An 18466-nucleotide genomic window follows, 5' to 3' on the forward strand; every position below is an offset into this window, starting at 1 on the left:
ATAAAGCGGGTTTCCCCGCCGCCGGCGCACTGCGCCTAAGTGTTTGTCTGCACGTTGTTTTTTAGGAAATTCAGATCGTCGCGCTGTCGTACGCGGGTGGCTCTCGAATCGATTTGTCGTTTAGTTTCAACGCTCGGACCGCCGTCGCACAAATTCGACTCCGCCGCGAACGACGATTTTCTACGCTCCGACCCGATACACCTGGCTTACCTCTTGCGAATATTCTGGCCGCTTCCAATCGTCATGCCATGGCACGCGACGACGATGATTTTCGACTCCGGCCGGGCAAGATCCGGGATCATGGCCGGGCGAGCGGCGGCCGCCGTAGCTACGGCCGGCCGCCGAGCTTCAGCGGACAGGTTCAACAGGCCATCCGGCGCGCTGGCGGCGATCCTTCTCGGTTGAACGGGCCCGGGAAGAGAAGCAGCAGGTTCAATGAGCGAGGTCGTGGGGTGGCAGCGGCGGCGGTGCTGAGGGATCGGAATCCCTGGAGCCGGACCACCGGTCTTCGCTCACGATCACGGCGCGTCGCGGTCAAAGCCCGCGTCGTTAAGCTCAACCCACAGCGTGGAGGTGCCCGGGGGCGACAGTTCGTAAGCGCCAAGTCGATTGACGCCCACCTGCGCTACCTCCAGCGCGACGGCGTGACGAAGGACGGGGCGAAAGGGCAGGTCTATTCGGCCAGCCAGGATGTCGAGGACGGTCGAGCCTTCGTCGAACGCGGTCGCGAGGATCGTCACCAGTTCCGCTTCATCGTGTCCGCCGAGGAAGGTGTGGAGCTCTCCGATCCACAGGCTACCACCCGCGAACTGATGAAGCAGATGGAAGCCGATCTCGGCACCAGGCTCGACTGGATCGCCGTCGATCACCACAACACCGGCCATCCCCACACCCACATCATCGTCCGGGGTGTCACCGACGAGGGCAAGACGCTCAATATCGCCGGTGATTACATCGCTTTCGGAATCCGGGAGCGCGCAAGCGAGGTGGTGACCCGGGAGCTGGGTCGGCAGACCGAGCAGGAGGTGTCCCACAGGCTGGAGCGGGAGGTCGATGCCGATCGTTTCACCAGGCTTGACCGCATGCTGCTCGCCGAGCAGCGGACCCGCAACGAGCTGGCCGACCTACGGCCAGACGCGGAGACGCTCGAGACTGCGCGCCAGAATCGGGCTCTGTTGATCCAGCGGGCACGCAAACTGGAACGGATGGGTTTGGCCACCGAGATCGAGCCCGGGCGCTGGTCGTTGGCCCCCAGAGCTGAGACCGTGTTGCGAGAGCTGGGCGAGCGCGGCGACATCATCAAAGCGATGCACCGGGCGCTGGATCGCGAGGGACTGGCCGATGCCCGTTCGCTGGCAGGCTATGTGGTTCATCGGGGGAACGTCACCGAGTCGCTTGTTGGGCGTGTGCTCGACAAGGGGCTGGGCGGGGACGAGATGGGTGAGCGGGTGCGGCTGGTGATCGACGGCGTCGACGGGCGTGTCCATCATTTCGAGATGGATCCCGCCCATGCCGAGGATATCCAGCGGGGAATGATCGTGGCGGCCGGCGCCGCGCAGGCTGGACCCCGTGCTTCGGATCGCAACATTCTGGCTGTTGCTGGCAAGGAGGGCATCTATCGGCCCTCGAAGCATCTGGAGCAGGCCGTCGCCACTATCGATCGCTTGGGCGGCGATCCCTCCGCCTACATCGGTTCCCATGTGCGTCGCCTGGAGGCGTTGCGTCGCGCGGGTCATGTCGAGCGCATCGATGACGATCAGTGGCGTATCCCGGCCGACCTTCCCGAGCGTGGACAGGCCTTCGACCTGGCGCGCGACCGAACGGCAGGGCGGGTGATTGTTCTCTCTTCTAGCGGCCTCGACCAGCAGATCAGCCACGACGGCGCGACCTGGCTCGACCGCGAGCTGGCGTCACGCCAACGAACCACTCTAACAAACAGCGGCTTTGGACTCGAAGTCATGGAGGCGTCGGCTAAGCGTCGCCGCTGGCTGGTCAACGAGGGGTATGCCACCGACCTGGGCAACGGCCGCATCCGTGCGCCAAGGGATCTGGTGCCGCGGCTGGAAGCTCGTGACATCGAGCGCGCCGGCAGGGCGCTTGCCGCCGAGCGGGGACGGGAATGGCGGACTGTGGCCCCTGGCAGTCCCATCAGCGGTCAGCTCGTCGGTTCGACCCAACTCGCCAGTGGTCGGTTCGCCATGATCGATGATGGGCTGGGCTTCAGCCTGGTCCCGTGGCGGCCGGTCCTTGAGCAGCGCGTCGGCCGTGTCGTTTCTGGTGTCGCTTTGCCGGGCGGCGACGTGAACTGGTCGCTCGGGCGAAATCGAGAGCTGGGGCTCTAACGGGTGAGCGAGCGAGACGACTGCGCGTGTACCTTTCCGGTGCCTGTCCGAATTACACGCCGGGGCCGCCGCGCAAGCGATTCACGCTAGCTCTCTGTTGCACCGATTGAGTCTGACGATTTGATCTGTCGCCATGTCCGCAACCAAGATCCTGTGGGGGCAGATCACCCTCGTCTTCGCCATCGTCCTCTTCACCCTGTGGGCGGCCACGCAATGGACGGCTTGGCGGCTGGGCTATCAACTCCAGCTTGGGCCGCCCTGGTTCGAGTTCGCTGGCCTACCGATCTACTTTCCGCCGACCTTCTTCTGGTGGTGGTACGCCTTCGACGCCTATGCCCCCGCGATCTTCGTCGAAGGCGCCTGTATTGCGGTTTCGGGCGGGTTCATCTCGATCGGCGTTGCGATCGGCCTCTCGGTCTGGCGCGCCCGCGAAGCCAAGAACGTGGCGACCTATGGCTCGGCGCGTTGGGCGACGGTGCGCGAGGCGCGCACGGCGGGACTGATCGGCGCGGACGGGGTCGTGCTCGGAAAGCTCGATACCGACTACCTGCGCCATGACGGACCGGAACATGTCTTGTGCTTTGCGCCGACGCGAAGCGGCAAGGGCGTCGGTCTGGTCGTGCCAACCCTGCTGACCTGGCCGGGCAGCTCGATCGTGCACGACATCAAGGGCGAAAACTGGGAACTGACCTCGGGCTTTCGCGCCCGCCATGGGCGCGTGCTTCTGTTCGATCCCACCAATGCGCAATCGGCTGCCTATAACCCGCTCTTGGAGGTGCGCCGGGGAGAATGGGAAGTCCGTGACGTGCAGAACATTGCCGACGTCCTTGTCGATCCCGAGGGGGCACTCGAGCGACGCAATCACTGGGAAAAGACCAGTCACGCCCTGCTGGTCGGCGCCATCCTGCATGTTCTGTATGCGGGAGCCGACAAGACGCTGGCTGGGGTGGCAGCATTCTTGTCCGATCCCAGGCAGCCGATCGATACAACGCTGCGGGCAATGATGACGACGCCGCATCTCGGTGAAGCCGGCGTCCATCCGGTGATTGCCTCGGCGGCGCGGGAGCTACTGAACAAGAGCGAGAACGAACGCTCAGGTGTGCTCTCGACGGCCATGTCCTTCCTCGGTCTCTACCGGGATCCGATCGTTGCACAGGTGACGTGCCGGTGTGAGTGGCGTATTCGCGACCTCGTCGAGGATGAGCGGCCGACGACGCTCTACCTCGTGGTCCCGCCGTCCGACATCAGCCGGACCAAGCCCTTGGTGCGGCTCGTCCTGAACCAGATCGGCCGCCGGCTGACGGAAGAACTCCATCCCAAGGGCAGGCGTCATAGGCTGTTGCTGATGCTCGACGAGTTCCCCGCTTTGGGCCGCCTCGATTTCTTTGAGTCAGCGCTTGCCTTCATGGCGGGCTACGGATTGAAGAGCTTCCTGATAGCGCAATCCCTCAACCAGATTGAGAAGGCCTATGGCCCGAACAACGCCATTCTCGACAACTGTCATGTGAGGGTATCCTTTGCCACCAACGACGAGCGCACCGCCAAGCGCGTGTCGGATGCGCTGGGCACGGCGACGGAGATTCGCGACGCCCGAAACTATGCCGGGCATAGGCTAAGCCCCTGGCTCGGCCATCTCATGGTCTCGCGGCAGGAGACTGCTCGACCGCTGCTTACGCCCGGCGAGGTGATGCAGCTGCCGGCCACCGACGAATTGGTTCTCGTCTCGGGCTGTCCGCCAATCCGGGCGAAGAAGGCGCGCTATTACGAGGATCGGCGGCTGACGGAGCGTCTGCTTCCCTCGCCTAAGACAAAACCATCGCAGGGGGGCGACATAGCGCCGGATGATTGGAGTGGCGCGCCGCTCCCGGCGAAGTCGGACGGCAGAAAGAGTGGGACAGGAGATGCGGGACCTCTCGTTGAGGATCCTGCCAATGGCGGAATCCGGCGAGAACCAGAGCTTGCGGAGCAGGAAGACATCGCCCCCGAGCCCGCAAAACCTTCGCCGGAGTTTGCGTTCGACGAGGATGAGCCTGACGAAGACGCCGTGCGGGCCCGTGCGTTGCGGGCAACAGCCCGGGGTCTCGCGCGGCAGGCTGCGTTGGATCCCGGCGACGGCATCGACCTCTGAGGCGAGGAATGCGCACCAAGCATACGTTCCGTCTGCCGCCCGTTCTGGCGTTGAAGCTCGCTGACTACGCCTCCCGCAAGGGAGTGCCGCAGGCGCTAATCGTGGAAACCGCCCTTGCATCCTTCCTGTCGCCGGATAGTTCCGAAAGGTTGGAAGGGGCGCTCGGCCGCCGGTTGGACCGACTGGTCCGCCAGGTCGAGCGGTTGGAGCGGAACGTCGTGATCTCCAACGAGGCGCTGGCTCTCTTCGTGCGCTTCTGGCTGACGGCGACGCCGCCATTGCCCGATGCGGCGCAGGCGGCGGCGCAGGCCAAGGGTCGGGAACGTTATGAGGGTTATGTCGCGGCGCTCGGCCGTCGGCTGGCTAAAGGCCGGACCCTCGCCAGTGAGCTCTCTCACGACCTCGCCTCTGCAGATGAAGCCACGGAGGAGGAAAGCCATCGGTCTTGAAGCCCCGCCGCCGACCCCCTGCCTTTGTACGCCACGGCACTACGCCCCCTTCGAGCTTGTTGCGCGGACCCATTTCCTCCTCTTTTTAATCGACCCCATTCAACGACCGCTGCTCGCGGTCAGGCAATCGGGGTGACGATGAGCGTCCATTCCTTCCAGGCTGAGGTGATCTCTCGCGGGGCGCGCATGCTGCGTACCGCCTTGGGGCCTGCAATCGCGGCCTGGCTCGAAGATCCATCCATCGTTGAGGTGATGCTCAATCCCGACGGGCGGCTTTGGATCGACAAGCTGTCGAGCGGTTTGGTTGAGACTGAGGAGCATCTCAACCCTGCCGAAGGCGAGCGCATCGTCCGGCTCGTGGCTCATCATGTCGGGGCCGAGGTCCATGCCCGCAGCCCCCGCGTATCGGCGGAGCTGCCGGAGACGGGGGAGCGCTTCGAAGGACTCCTGCCCCCGGTCGTCGCAGCGCCTTCATTCGCGATCCGCAAGCCTGCGGTCGCGGTCTTCACTCTCGAGGACTATGCCGCGGCGGGGATCATGACCAAGGGCGAGGCGAACATGCTCCGGCAGGCCGTTGCGGATCGGCTGAATATCCTCGTCGCCGGGGGAACCTCGACTGGCAAGACGACCCTGGTCAACGCGTTGCTGGCCGAAGTTGCCAAGACATCCGACCGTGTCGTGATGATTGAGGATACGCGCGAGCTGCAATGCCGCGCCGCCAACCTTGTGGCGTTGCGCACCAAAGATGGCGTGGCCTCGCTGTCCGACTTGGTGCGCTCCTCGCTGCGGCTGCGGCCTGATCGTATCCCGATCGGCGAGGTACGCGGCGCGGAAGCCCTCGATCTCCTCAAGGCCTGGGGGACGGGCCATCCGGGCGGCATCGGCACCATTCACGCCGGAACGGCGCGTGGCGCTCTGCGGCGCCTCGAGCAGCTCATTCAGGAAGCCGTGGTCACCGTACCGCGCGCGCTGGTCGCCGAGACGATCGATCTGATCGCAGTGCTGTCGGGGCGCGGGGATGCACGGCGTCTGACCGAACTCGCCCGCGTGGACGGCCTTGGCGCTGACTCGGACTACGTACTTTCACCCGCAGGAGACCTTCAATGATGCCCTTCGCTCTACGGCGTGCCGTCGCCGCGACCGCCGTCCTCTCTTCAAGTCTGCTGGCGTACTCGTCCGCGGCCTACGCGGCGGGTTCCAGCATGCCCTGGGAACAGCCGCTGCAGCAGGTCCTGCAATCGGTAGAAGGTCCGGTGGCCAAGATCGTCGCCGTAATCATCATCATCGTCACCGGCCTTACCCTGGCCTTTGGCGATACGTCGGGCGGGTTCCGGCGGCTGATTCAGATCGTGTTCGGCATCTCGATTGCTTTTGCCGCGTCGAGCTTCTTCCTGTCGTTCTTTTCCTTCGGCGGCGGAGTCTTGGTCTGATGACCGAGCCCGTTCCCGGATTTGTGGTGCCGCTTCACCGCGCCCTGACTGAGCCGATATTGCTCGGCGGCGCGCCGCGATCGATCGCCATTCTCAATGGCACTCTGGCGGCCGCCGTGGGCCTAGGCCTCCGCCTGTGGATTGCCGGATTTCTCCTTTGGCTGATCGGCCATGGCGTGGCCGTCTGGGCCGCCCGACGCGATCCGCTCTTCGTCGAGGTGGTGCGTCGCCACCTTCGCATCCCCGCTCGGCTTGGCGTGTGAGGACCATGGCATGATGAACCTCGCCGAATATCGCAACTCGGCCACGCGTCTCGCCGACTTTCTGCCGTGGGCAGCGCTGGTCGCTCCCGGCGTCGTTCTCAACAAGGACGGATCCTTCCAACGCAGTGCGCATTTCCGGGGACCCGATCTCGATTCCGCGGTTCCAGCGGAACTCGTCGGCGTCGCTGGACGCCTCAACAATGCGTTGCGTCGCTTGGGCTCCGGCTGGGCGATCTTCGTCGAGGCCCAGCGGCTGCCATCCAGCACCTATCCGGAAAGCAGCTTCCCAGATGCTGCTTCCACCCTGGTCGATGCCGAGCGGAGGGCGGCTTTCGAGGAGGAAGGGGTGCACTACGAGTCAGCCTATTTCCTCACGTTCCTGTACTTGCCGCCGGCGTGGGAAACCGCGGGCGCCGGGCGTTTCCTCTACGAAGGTCGCTCGCGCAACGAAGGGGCCGACGCGCGTGAGATTCTTGCGGACTTTGTCGACCGGACGGACCGCGTTCTGAAACTGCTCGACGGGTTCATGCCCGAGAGCCGCTGGCTCGACGATGCCGAGACCCTGACCTACCTGCATTCCTGCATCTCGACCCGGCGGCAGAGGGTGGGTGTCCCTGATGTCCCGATGTATCTCGACGCTCTGCTCGCCGATCAACCCTTGACCGGGGGGCTCGAGCCGAGGCTTGGATCTGCCCATCTGCGCGTGCTCACCATCGTGGGCTTTCCAGCAGCGACCACGCCGGGGATCCTGGATGAGCTAAACCGCCTGGCCTTCGCCTATCGCTGGTCGACACGTGCGATCATGCTCGACAAGACCGACGCCACCAGGCTGCTGACCCGGATCCGCCGTCAGTGGTTCGCCAAGAGGAAGTCGATCGTCGCCATCCTCAAGGAGGTGATGACGAACGAGGCATCGACGCTCCTCGATACGGACGCTCACAACAAAGCCATCGATGCCGATGCTGCCTTGCAGGAGCTGGGCTCCGATGCGGTCGGCGCGGCCTATTGCACGGTGACGATCACCGTTTGGGATGAAGACCCGCGAATCGCCGACGAAAGGCTGCGTCTGGTCGAGAAGGTGATCCAGGGGCGCGACTTCACCTGCATGGTCGAGACGGTCAATGCGGTCGATGCCTGGTTGGGTGCTGTTCCCGGCCACGTCTACGCCAATGTCCGCCAGCCGCCAGTCTCGACGCTCAACCTCTCGCACATGATTCCGCTCTCAGCAGTCTGGGCAGGGCCGGCGCGCGATGAGCATTTTGAGGGTCCTCCGCTGTTCTTCGGACGGACCGAAGGCGCGACACCATTCCGATTTTCGCTTCACGTCGGAGACGTCGGCCACACGCTTGTGGTCGGTCCGACCGGCGCCGGCAAATCGGTCCTGCTGGCACTGATGGCGTTGCAGTTCCGGCGCTATGCCGGAGCGCAGGTCTTTGCTTTCGATTTTGGCGGGTCGATTCGCGCGGCTGCGCTCGCAATGGGCGGCGACTGGCACGATCTGGGCGGCGCGCTCACCGAGGATGCGTCCACCCCTGTGGCCCTACAGCCGCTCGCGCTCATCGATGACCTGGCGGAGCGCGGTTGGGCGGCGGAATGGATCTCGGCGCTCCTGGCCCGCGAGAAGATCGTGATCACGCCGGAGGTAAAGGATCATCTCTGGTCGGCCCTTGGGTCTCTGGCGTCGGCGCCGTTGGGTGAGCGTACGCTGACGGGACTGTCGGTGCTGCTGCAGTCGACGGCGCTCAAGCGGGCGCTGCTGCCGTACTGCCTTGGCGGATCTTTCGGACGCCTGCTCGACGCCGAGGCTGAGCGGCTGGGCGAAAGCCTTGTCCAAGTGTTCGAGACCGAGGGTCTGATCGGTACGGGAGCGGCCTCTGCTGTGCTTGCCTATCTCTTCCATCGTATCGAGGCCCGCCTCGATGGGCGTCCGACCCTTCTCATCGTAGACGAAGGCTGGCTTGCCCTCGACGATGAGGGGTTTGCCGGTCAGCTGCGCGAATGGCTGAAGACAATGCGCAAGAAGAACGCCTCGGTCGTCTTTGCCACACAATCGCTCTCGGACATCGACGGATCTTCCATCGCCCCGGCCATCATCGAGAGTTGTCCGACAAGACTCTTCCTGCCGAATGAGCGGGCGATCGAGCCGCAGATCACGGGCATCTATCGTCGTTTTGGCCTCAATGACCGGCAGATCGAGATTCTCGCAAGGGCGACACCCAAGCGCGACTATTACTGCCAGTCACGCCGCGGCAATCGTCTGTTCGAACTCGGTCTCGGCGAGCTGGCGCTCGCCCTGACGGCGGCGTCCTCAAAGTCCGACCAGGCGCTGATCGAACGCGTTCTCGCCGAACATGGCCGCGAGAACTTCGTTACCGGCTGGCTTGTAGCCCGAGGGGCGGTCTGGGCCGCCGATCTCGTTCCCGACCTTAACGCAGGAGCCGTATCATGATGTCTATCCGTCGTTTCGGCGTCACGCTTGCCATCGTCGTCGTCACAGGGGGCAGTGGACTGCCGGCTGTCGCACAGATGACCGTGTTCGATCCCAGCAATTATTCGCAGAACCTTCTGACGGCTGCGCGCACCTTGCAGCAGGTCAATAATCAGATTCTTTCGTTGCAGAACGAAGCGCAGATGCTGATCAATCAGGCGCGTCACCTCACCGGCCTGCCATACTCCTCGCTGCAGGAGCTGCAGCAGTCGATCGGCCGGACCCGGCAGTTGCTGGGGCAAGCACAGAACATCGCTTATGACGTCCAGCAGATCGATCAGGCGTTCTCGACGACTTATGCACCCGCGTCAGCGAATCAATCGGACCATGCGTTGATCGCCAATGCGCAGGCGCGCTGGCAGAACTCTGTGGCCGGCTTGCAGGACGCGTTGCGCACCCAGGCGGCGGTGGTTGGCAATTTAGACACCATTCGCACCGAGATGTCGGCTCTCGTAGATGCGAGCCAGAGCGCAGCCGGGGCACTCGAAGCGGCCCAGGCCGGCAATCAGCTTCTGGCACTTCAAGCGCAGCAGTTGAGCGATCTGACGGCCACCATTGCTGCGCAAGGCCGGGCCCAGAACCTTGAGGCGGCCGCGCGTGTTGCCGCGCAGGATCAGGGGCGGGAGCAGCTCCGGCGCTTTCTCACCTCCAACCAGGGCTATCGGCCTTCAACGGTTCGCATGTTCCATGAGTGAGAACGCGACCTCGTGGGCAAAGAGCGTGGAGTAGAAGCCGATGGGCGGTACAGGCGTTATCGACCGGTTCCTCGAAGTCTTTACCAGCTACATCGACAGCGGTTTTGGGTTGTTGGGCAGCGAGGTCGGTTTCCTTGCGGCCACATTGGTCGCTATCGACTTGACCTTGGCCGGACTGTTCTGGGCATGGGGGAGGGACGAGGATGTAGTCGCGCGACTCGTCAAGAAGACGTTGTTTGTCGGAGTCTTCGCCTTCCTGATCGGGAACTGGAACAGCCTCGCCCGCATCGTCTTTGACAGCTTTGCGGGCCTTGGCCTGAAGGCCTCTGGCACCGGTCTGTCGGCGGCGGATTTCCTGCGTCCGGGACGGGTCGCCCAGGTTGGTCTCGATGCCGGCAGGCCGATCCTCGACTCGATCTCGGGTCTCATGGGCTTTGTCAGCTTCTTCGAGAACTTCATCCAGATCGCGGTCCTGCTGTTTGCCTGGGTCGTGGTGCTGCTCGCCTTTTTCATCCTGGCCATCCAGCTCTTCATCACCCTGATCGAATTCAAGCTCACGACGCTGGCGGGTTTCGTGCTGATCCCCTTCGGGCTTTTCAGCAAGACCGCGTTCTTGGCCGAGCGCGTCCTGGGGAATGTCGTCTCCTCTGGGGTGAAGGTCCTGGTACTGGCGGTCATCGTCGGCATTGGCTCAACGCTGTTCTCACAGTTCACTGCGGGATCTGGTGGCGCACAGCCTTCTATCGAGGACGCCATGGCTCTGGTGCTCGCCGCGCTGGCATTGCTGGGCTTGGGCATCTTCGGGCCTGGCATTGCCAACGGCATCGTCTCAGGCGGTCCGCAACTTGGGGCTGGCGCCGCTGTGGCGACAGGGCTGGCGGCCGGCGGACTGGGCGTTGCGGCAGGCGCTCTTGCCGCAGGGGGCGCGAGCGCCGCAGCGGGTGCGGCGCGCGGCGCCGCGGCGGTCGCTGGTGGCGCAACGGCCGCCTACCGCGCCGGCGGCCTGTCCGGTGTGGCCGTAACAGGGGCTTCTGCCGCCGCCAGCCCGCTGCGCCGAGCAGGGTCGAGTGTCAGCAGCGGTTTCGCGGCGGGCGGACGCGCCGCGTCGGGAGGCGGCGCTGAGGAGGGGACCGCACCCGCGCCGCGTGACGAACAACCTGCCTGGGCACGGCGCATGCGCCGCAGCCAGTCCGCAAGTCATGGCGCCTCAGCCGTGACGCATGCTGTCCGCTCCGGCGATCACGGCGGCGGCGGATCGTCCATTGATCTCTCTGAAGGGAGCCGTTGATGTTCAAGCGTTCTTCCGTGCGCTACGGCCACACCCCGGCACCCGAAACGCCCTACCAGAAGGCTGGACAGGTCTGGGATGAGCGAATCGGGTCGGCGCGGGTCCAGGCTCGAAACTGGCGTCTGATGGCATTCGGCTGCCTGGCGCTGGCGGCCGGTTTAGCGGGTGCCTTGGCCTGGCAAGCCGCGCGCGGAACGGTCACACCTTGGGTTGTTCAGGTCGACAAGCTTGGTCAGGCGCAGGCGATCGCGCCGGCCGACGCCTCGTTCAGGCCGACCGATCCGCAGATAGCCTTTCACTTGGCGCGCTTCATCGAGGATGTACGCGGCTTGCCGTCCGATGCTGTGGTTTTGCGACAGGTCTGGCTGCGCGCGTATGAGTTCACGACTGATCGCGGCGCGGCCGCGCTCAACGACTATGCGCGCCGCAACGATCCATTTGCCAAGCTCGGCAAGATGCAGATCTCCGTCGAGGTCTCGAGCGTCATCAGGGCATCGCCGGAGAGCTTCCGCGTCGCGTGGACCGAGCGTCGGTACGAGAACGGTCAGCTAGCCGGGACGGAGCGCTGGACCGCCATTGTCACCATCGTCATCGAGCCCCCGCGCGATGCCGATCGTCTGCGAAAGAATCCGCTCGGCGTCTTTGTAAATGCGATCAACTGGTCGAAGGAGCTCTCACAATGAGAAAGGCAGGAAGAAAAGCGTATCTGCGGTCGACGCTCTTAATCTCTCTCCTGGCCGCCGGGGGCTGCGCGTCGAACAAGCCGCCGCAGATCAGCTACGACGACACCGTTCCGCCGCTTCCCGAGTCGTCAGTGCCTGCTGAAGATCGACCACGCCCTCTGCACGTTCCGCCAGCTTGGACTCCGGCGCGCGGTGGAGCAGGGGAAACAAAGGATCCCGTTGCCCGTGTCGAGGCCGCCAACGGCGCCGCCCGGATCGAGCCGCGCCGCGAAGGGTATTTCAATGCCGTTCAGGTGTTTCCCTACAGCCCGGGGGCGCTCTATCAAGTCTACGTCGCACCTGGACAAATTACCGACATCGCCCTGGAGCCGGGGGAGCAGCTCACTGGCGCGGGGCCGGTCGCCGCTGGCGATACGGTGCGCTGGATCATTGGCGATACTGAAAGCGGCAATGGCGATACCAAGCGTGTGCACATCCTGGTCAAACCGACCCGGCCCGCGATCGAGACCAACCTCGTCGTCAACACCGACCGCCGTACCTATCTCATCGAGCTGCGCGCGCACGAGCGGCCCTACATGCCCTCGGTAGCCTGGTTTTATCCGGAGCGCCGGGGCAATGGCCTTCGCGCCTTGCCGCCGTCACCTGTTCTGCCCGAGGCAGCAGAACGCCGTTATCGGTATGGGATAGACGGGGACAAGCCGCCTTGGAGGCCCGTTACCGCGTATGACGATGGCCGAAAGGTCTACATCGAATTCTCACGCGGGATCGTGCAGGGCGAGATGCCGCCCCTCTTCGTCATCGGCCCGGAGGGCACGCCGGAAATCGTCAATTACCGCACCCAAGAGAATGTGATGATTGTGGATCGCTTGTTCGCCGCGGCCGAACTTCGGCTGGGTGGCGAGAACCAGCAGACCGTCCGCATCGTTCGCACCGACGGCAGGGCGTCAAGATGACGGAGCAGTCGAATTCGGCTCCGCCGATACCGGCCGTCGCACGATCTTTCAGGCTGCGGCCTGACGTCCCGCGCGTGACGCGCCTCTCCCGCAACGTCCTGATCGGCGGCTCGGCGCTTGCGTTGCTCCTGATCGGCGGTGCCGCGCTGTGGGCCCTCCAGGGTGACCGGCTCCGCGGGGCCTTACCTCAGGAGCTCTACTCCACTGACCGGCCACGCATCGCAGATGGCCTCGCCGGATTGCCCCGCGATTACGCAGGACTGCCCCGTGATGTGCCGGCGCTCGGTCCGGCTCTGCCCGGCGATCTCGGTCGGCCGATTGTCGCGGCTCAAAGCCCGACCGGGCCGACGGCACCGGATGCCGACTCGCAACGACGGGCGCAAGAGGCGGAAGCCGCCCGTGTCAGCCGCCTATTTGCGCCCGGCAACCGTCAGCCACAGACCGTGGGCGCCGGTTCGAGCGCTTCTCAGGGATCGGCAGCTGCAATCGCGCAGTCCGCGGATGAAGCATCTATCCAGAATGGGCAGGAGCGAAAGCTTGCCTTCCTGAACGCGCCTGTCGATCGTCGTACGACAAGTCCCGATCGATTGGCGCGCCCCACCTCGCCCTACGTGCTGCAGGCGGGTGCCGTTATCCCGGCAGCACTGATCACAGGACTGCGGTCGGATCTTCCCGGGCAAATCTCCGCCCAAGTAACGGAGAACGTCTATGATACGCCGACCGGTGGGTCGCTTCTCATTCCTCAAGGAGCCCGGCTGATCGGAGTCTACGATAGTCAGGTTACGTTTGGGCAGTCGCGCCTCCTCTTGGTCTGGACGCGCTTGATCTTGCCCAACGGCCTTTCGATCGTACTGGAGCGTCAGCCTGGAGCGGACTCAACTGGCCAAGCCGGGCTGGAAGACGGTGTCGATCATCACTGGGGAGCTCTGTTCAAGGCAGCGCTACTTTCAACACTCCTCGCGGTCGGGACTGAGGTAGGAGCTGACCAGAACGATAGCGACATCGTACGAGCGTTGCGCCGCGGAGCCGGCGACACCTTGAACCAGGCGGGGCAACAGGTCGTTCGGCGCAATCTCAATATCCAGCCGACTCTGACGATCCGGCCCGGCTATCCGATACGCGTGATCGTCACCCGCGATCTCGTGCTTCAGCCCTATCGGGGATAGGAGAAAGCGATGTCGAAACTGCGTCTCGGGGCGATCCTGGACGAGAAGCCGGTAAAGTTATCGGTGGATCTGGCAGCAGCAATCCATCGCGACCTCACTGTTTACGCCGAGGTGCTCAGCCGGGAGACCGGTCAGGAGATCGACGCGGCGAAGCTGGTAGGACCCATGCTCGCTCGTTTCATGGCAACCGACCGCGCTTTCGCCAAGGCACGCCGCTCTGCGAAGGCTTCCACCTAAACCAACGAGACGTTAGGGCAGGAGGGTTGGATGATGCGTCTTGCGGAGGGACTCGAGGAACCGTGCCAACGCAGGGTTCTTGTTGTGCTCCTCCCAGCACGCCGTAAAGGTGATATGGCTCGGGCCCGATGCATCGCGTACTTCGCGAAAGCGCACGCCGGGATAGGCAAGACTCGTCCATGATTCGCAGTGAACGCTAACATGGAGGCCAGCTTCGACCATTCCCAGGACGTTTTCATTGCTTACATCCCAGGTCTCGACAGTGGGGCCATCACCTGGCGACGAGAGCTTCTTCAGGATTATGTTGCGTAAATCAGATCCAGGATCACGTTGGCTGAGGAGGAAGGTCTCGTCCTTGAGATCGCTCCAGTCGATGACTTCGCTGTTTGATAGCGGGTGCTTCGTCGATACCGCAACAACAATGCGCTCCGACCAGAGCGACATCGAAGGTCCGCTATGTTGCCGCGCCTGTCCCGGGATGATGACTACATCCAGGTCGCCGGAGACGATCGCGGTTATCAGTTGAGCCCGTGATCGTTCGCTAACATGCAGACTGATGTCCGGAAACGCCTTGATGTGTTCTGCAAGCAGCACACGCAGCTTGCTGGTCGATACAGACGTACAGAATCCTGCTTTGAGCAAGCCTGCTTCTCCGCGGTCGGCCAAACGCGAAGCCGTAACCATGTCGTCTATTTCATCGAACAAACGGCGAGCGGCATGTGCCATGCTCTCGCCGGCTGGTGTGAGGCGCACGCCGCCGCTTGAGCGTTCAAACAGAGAGACGCCGATTTGCTCCTCGAGATGGCGAATGCGGCGACTGAGAGCGGATTGCTTCAAGTTAAGCACTGTCGCTGCCTGTCGGAAACTTCCATGTTCGGCAGCAGCAATTACGCTGCGCAACGAACTAAGATCTAGGTTCATAGCTCGGCCATTCGGTTGCTAAGTATTGGTCTCGGTAGCGGCCACGGCTCGCTGCGTCGCTCTTAAGGGGCAAAGCTTCGCCTAGTGATTTCCACCAGCACACATCTGTGTAATCTGCCGAGCTGAAATTCGGCAGCGCACTTTCTTGCTTTCAAGGGAACGAATCGACAAAGCGGCTCGTTGTGGTTTAGTCCGCTGCTGAGATTCGAGCCGCATAGACGAGCGTTGTGCGCTGTAGGTGAGGGTATCAATCGCATGGACAGAAGCCTTCGCTCGCTACTCCTAGCTACGATCGTGGCGCTGCCAAACGATATTGCTGCGCAGGCGGCGCCTCCGGATGGTCCGAAAAGGACTATGGTTCCTGTCATAGCTTGCTATTCGGTGGATAATCTTGGCATGACCGAAGAGGGAATGACGGACACTCAGCTTGCAAGCATAGGATGTCGGAAGCTGCCCCCCGGTACGGTGATCCTTACCTCTTCGGACCACCGAAAGATTCTCGGGGGCGTGGCTGTGCGTGCTCGGAAAGACTTCCCAGATCGAATTGACCTATTCTGGATTATGGAGGACGGGTTGGGGCCAGTGCCTCCGATCTGCAAGCCGCCTTATCTGGAACCTTGCTGAAAGCTCCATGGAGAGAGCCTTAGGTTCTGCCTGAGGCGGGATGCCGCGCCCTTGGTCCCGTGATTGTATAACCTAGCCATGTCAGGCGATAAGTGAAGCAGATGCACGCAGTGTTCAATCGAGTGACTCTTGTACTCAAGCGGGGCAAAAACCTCGTTCGAGTGCTATGTGTTGTCTCCTTGGCGCTCGCTGGCATCTTGCACGTGGTCACCGAATTTCAATTGGTGAGCCAGCCGCCGAGCCAAACCATCGTTTCAAATCCACAAGAAGGTCAAGGCCCTGATTCGCCAAGGCTCGCGGAGGTTTGCCACAGTTGCTCGGTAGTTTCTTTCGTTGAGGTTTCGGCAGCTGACTATGTTGCCGCGGTAACAGCATCAGAGGTGCCCGCTGGGCGTCTGATGCGCGTATCGGTTTACTCCCACCGTCTCATCGCGCCACCCCCCAAGGCTTGATCCCGAACCGTATCGCCCACTGCGCCTAATCCTAGGCTCGGTACGCTGACGTTTGAGTTCTTGGGATCAGTTATGAAAATCCGTGTCGTAGGAGCGCTGTTCGCGACGTGCATCGTCGTGCAGGCGGCGCCGGCGTCGTCACAAAACGCTGTGCAGCAACAACAGCGGCAAGGTAACGCGGTACTCACGCTTCGCCAGGCGCTGCAGCAGGCGGCTAACGCCAGCCCACGTATCGAGGTAGCTGACCGAAATATCGGTATGGCCGACGGGCGGCGGCAGCAGGCAAACAAGCTCCCCAATCCGACAATTGGCTTTGAGATCGACAACTTTTCGCCAAGCAACAGCACCAACGTTGGTGGCGCAGAGACAACGCTAATGCTTAGCCAGCTCATAGAGCTTGGAGGCAAGCGCGACGCGCGCGTTTCCGCGGCCTTGGGCGATTACGACGCTATGCGCTGGGAGCGTGAAGCGGCTCGCCTAGAACTCCTGTCAGAGACGACGATTGCCTTTGTCGAGGCGCTCTCAGTTCAGCGACGGATTGGGATCCTCGACCGGCAAGCCACTGCTCTCGAAAAATTGGTGCCGCTCATGCAGCGTCGTGTCGAGGCGGGCGCGTCCTCACCCTTCGAGGTCTCGCGTACGCAGGCCGCCGTCGGTATGGCGCGGCTCGAACGCGAGCGTGCGCGCTTGTCCCTTGCCGTTGCCCGGCGTGATCTAGCGGCGCTGATGGGGCGCGACACCCCTGACTTCACATCTGTATCTGGTGATTTCGGTCGCATTGTCCGGCCGGCAGCTCTCGACACACTGATAAAGGCCATCGACGATAATCCGCAGCTGATGCGATGGACTGCGATCCGCGCCCAACGAGACGGTGAGCTGCTTGTCGCGCGATTGAAACCCATTCCCGACGTCACTGCGAGCCTCGGCTGGCGCTACTACTCCGACAACGGCGAGAGTGCGATCCGTCTTGGAGTCTCGATGCCGTTTCCAGTGATGGACCGTAATCGGGGCGGCATCCGGGAAGCACAGGAGAACGCCCAGAAAGTTCAAGCGGAGCGCGCCGTTAACCGGCTGAACCTCTTGGTAGTTGTCGCCAAGGCACACGATACGGCCAACAGCCAGCTCCAACAGCTTGACCTCATTCGGAAGTCGATCCTCCCGGCCGCTCGGCAGACGATGAAGATAATCGAGGAAGGCTACGGCCAAGGACGCTTCACTCTGCTTGAAATCCTCGATGCCTATCGCACGGTCGCGGATGCGGAACTTATGGAACACGAGGCCTTGGCCGGTTTCCACACCGCAGTGGCCACGATTGAGGGTCTCACCTCCAGCCCGATCAACCTGGTGCGAGCACGATGATGAAACGCGCAATTAGAATCCTGGGTTACCTTGTGGTGGCTGTTGTCTGTGCCGCGGCTGTAGCCGGATCGGCCTATTACGTCTTCGATCCAAAGTCAGCGAATAGCGCCAAGAGCTCACAAGCGAAGGGCGGCAACGAAGAAAAAGAGAAAGAAGACGGGCACGGCGAGGGCGTAAAACTAAGCGAAGCGCAGATCGCCGCAGCAGGGATTGAGCTACTCACGGCTGGGCCACGAGAGTTACGCGAAACTCTGCGTCTAAACGGCGTGATCCAGCCGAACCAGGAAACCATAGTGAAAGTGACGCCCCGCTTTCCGGGTGTCATTCGCAGCATGCGCAAGCGGCTGGGTGACAAGGTCAAGAAGGACGAAGTGCTGGCGACGATCGAGAGCAATCAGTCCCTGACTACGTACGAACTGAAGGCTCCGATTGACGGCACGATCATCGATCGTGACGGCACTCTCGGAGAGTTCGCGTCTGAAGCGAAGCCGATCTTCACGATCGCGGACTTGTCGAGCATGTGGATCGACTTTGCGGTCTATCGTCGAGACTTCTCCAAGGTTCGCCTTGGCGACCCCGTATCAATCGACGCTGAAGACGGCGGGCCCCCTATCGAAGCCAAGATCGACTACCTGTCGCCGATTGGCGCCAGTGACACGCAATCCGCGATCGCACGCGCAATTGTGCCCAACAATGGACGGCTGCGGCCAGGCCTTTACGTCGATGGACGGGTCGTACTCTCTGCACGTCCTGTCGACGTGGCGATTAGCATCACCGCGCTGCAGACATTGGAGGGCAAGACAGTCGTATTCGTGCGTGATGGCGAAAAGTTCGAAGCCCGGGAGGTTGAGCTCGGCAGTCGCGACGCGGATTGGGTAGCTGTGACATTCGGCATGGTGGCGGGCGACACCTACGCGGCCAGGAACAGCTTCGTCGTGAAGGCCGAAATCGGCAAGAGCAGTGCATCGCATGAGCATTAAGCGCAACG

Annotated in this window: 16 protein-coding genes; 15 read left to right on the plus strand and 1 reads right to left on the minus strand. The window is 62.9% G+C overall.

Translation table 11 applies throughout. The annotated features are described in order from the left end of the window. The first annotated feature begins 248 nt into the window (after positions 1-248). The 13 genes from ACO07K_RS08830 (at position 249) to ACO07K_RS08890 (ending at position 14122) form a co-directional block, all read left to right on the plus strand. Positions 249-2342, plus strand: a complete 2094-nt coding sequence (locus ACO07K_RS08830; RefSeq protein WP_422035551.1) for a DUF3363 domain-containing protein — start codon at positions 249-251, stop codon at positions 2340-2342. A 133-nt stretch (positions 2343-2475) separates the two neighbouring features. Beyond that, positions 2476-4470: a conjugal transfer protein TraG gene (locus ACO07K_RS08835; protein WP_422035552.1), complete on the plus strand. Its 1995-nt coding sequence runs from the start codon at positions 2476-2478 to the stop codon at positions 4468-4470. A gap of 8 nt (positions 4471-4478) precedes the next feature. Next, entirely contained in the window at positions 4479-4919 is a 441-nt protein-coding gene (locus ACO07K_RS08840) for a CopG family transcriptional regulator (protein WP_422035553.1), read from the plus strand. 138 nt (positions 4920-5057) lie between these two features. Continuing rightward, positions 5058-6026: a P-type conjugative transfer ATPase TrbB gene (trbB, locus tag ACO07K_RS08845; RefSeq protein WP_422035554.1), complete on the plus strand. Its 969-nt coding sequence runs from the start codon at positions 5058-5060 to the stop codon at positions 6024-6026. Continuing rightward, the gene (locus tag ACO07K_RS08850) at positions 6023-6349 is read left to right on the plus strand and encodes a TrbC/VirB2 family protein (protein ID WP_422035555.1); all 327 of its coding nucleotides are present in this window, start codon (positions 6023-6025) and stop codon (positions 6347-6349) included. The genes trbB and ACO07K_RS08850 overlap by 4 nt, the downstream gene beginning before the upstream one ends. Then, entirely contained in the window at positions 6349-6612 is a 264-nt protein-coding gene (locus ACO07K_RS08855; RefSeq protein ID WP_422035556.1) for a VirB3 family type IV secretion system protein, read from the plus strand. The genes ACO07K_RS08850 and ACO07K_RS08855 overlap by 1 nt, the downstream gene beginning before the upstream one ends. A 10-nt stretch (positions 6613-6622) precedes the next feature. Next, on the plus strand, positions 6623-9061 hold the full coding sequence (gene trbE, locus ACO07K_RS08860) for a conjugal transfer protein TrbE (RefSeq protein ID WP_422035557.1): 2439 nt from the start codon (positions 6623-6625) through the stop codon (positions 9059-9061). Then, entirely contained in the window at positions 9061-9795 is a 735-nt protein-coding gene (gene trbJ / locus ACO07K_RS08865) for a P-type conjugative transfer protein TrbJ (RefSeq protein ID WP_422036646.1), read from the plus strand. Before trbE ends, trbJ begins: the two co-directional genes overlap by 1 nt. Positions 9796-9835: 40 nt before the next feature. After that, complete coding sequence (gene trbL / locus ACO07K_RS08870) at positions 9836-11083, plus strand: P-type conjugative transfer protein TrbL (RefSeq protein ID WP_422035558.1); 1248 nt, start codon at positions 9836-9838, stop codon at positions 11081-11083. Beyond that, positions 11083-11766 (plus strand): conjugal transfer protein TrbF, encoded by a 684-nt coding sequence (trbF, locus tag ACO07K_RS08875; RefSeq protein WP_422035559.1) that lies wholly within the window; start codon positions 11083-11085, stop codon positions 11764-11766. The genes trbL and trbF overlap by 1 nt, the downstream gene beginning before the upstream one ends. After that, positions 11763-12719: a P-type conjugative transfer protein TrbG gene (gene trbG, locus ACO07K_RS08880; RefSeq protein WP_422035560.1), complete on the plus strand. Its 957-nt coding sequence runs from the start codon at positions 11763-11765 to the stop codon at positions 12717-12719. Before trbF ends, trbG begins: the two co-directional genes overlap by 4 nt. Further along, the gene (locus ACO07K_RS08885) at positions 12716-13885 is read left to right on the plus strand and encodes a TrbI/VirB10 family protein (protein ID WP_422035561.1); all 1170 of its coding nucleotides are present in this window, start codon (positions 12716-12718) and stop codon (positions 13883-13885) included. Before trbG ends, ACO07K_RS08885 begins: the two co-directional genes overlap by 4 nt. Before the next feature lie 9 nt (positions 13886-13894). Beyond that, positions 13895-14122: a DUF2274 domain-containing protein gene (locus tag ACO07K_RS08890; protein WP_422035562.1), complete on the plus strand. Its 228-nt coding sequence runs from the start codon at positions 13895-13897 to the stop codon at positions 14120-14122. 12 nt (positions 14123-14134) lie between these two features. Here ACO07K_RS08890 and ACO07K_RS08895 read toward each other — a convergent pair whose 3' ends face one another. Beyond that, positions 14135-15043: a LysR family transcriptional regulator gene (locus ACO07K_RS08895; RefSeq protein ID WP_422035563.1), complete on the minus strand. Its 909-nt coding sequence runs from the start codon at positions 15041-15043 to the stop codon at positions 14135-14137. A gap of 1148 nt (positions 15044-16191) precedes the next feature. On the opposite strand from ACO07K_RS08895, the gene ACO07K_RS08900 reads away from it, so the two are divergent. Next, positions 16192-17478, plus strand: a complete 1287-nt coding sequence (locus ACO07K_RS08900) for a TolC family protein (protein ID WP_422035564.1) — start codon at positions 16192-16194, stop codon at positions 17476-17478. Next, positions 17478-18458 (plus strand): divalent metal ion exporter adaptor subunit IhpB, encoded by a 981-nt coding sequence (gene ihpB / locus ACO07K_RS08905; RefSeq protein WP_422035565.1) that lies wholly within the window; start codon positions 17478-17480, stop codon positions 18456-18458. The genes ACO07K_RS08900 and ihpB overlap by 1 nt, the downstream gene beginning before the upstream one ends. Positions 18459-18466: the final 8 nt, after the last annotated feature.

The sequence above is a fragment of the Reyranella sp. genome (genome assembly GCF_965228225.1).
In the GTDB taxonomy this organism is placed as follows: domain Bacteria; phylum Pseudomonadota; class Alphaproteobacteria; order Reyranellales; family Reyranellaceae; genus Reyranella.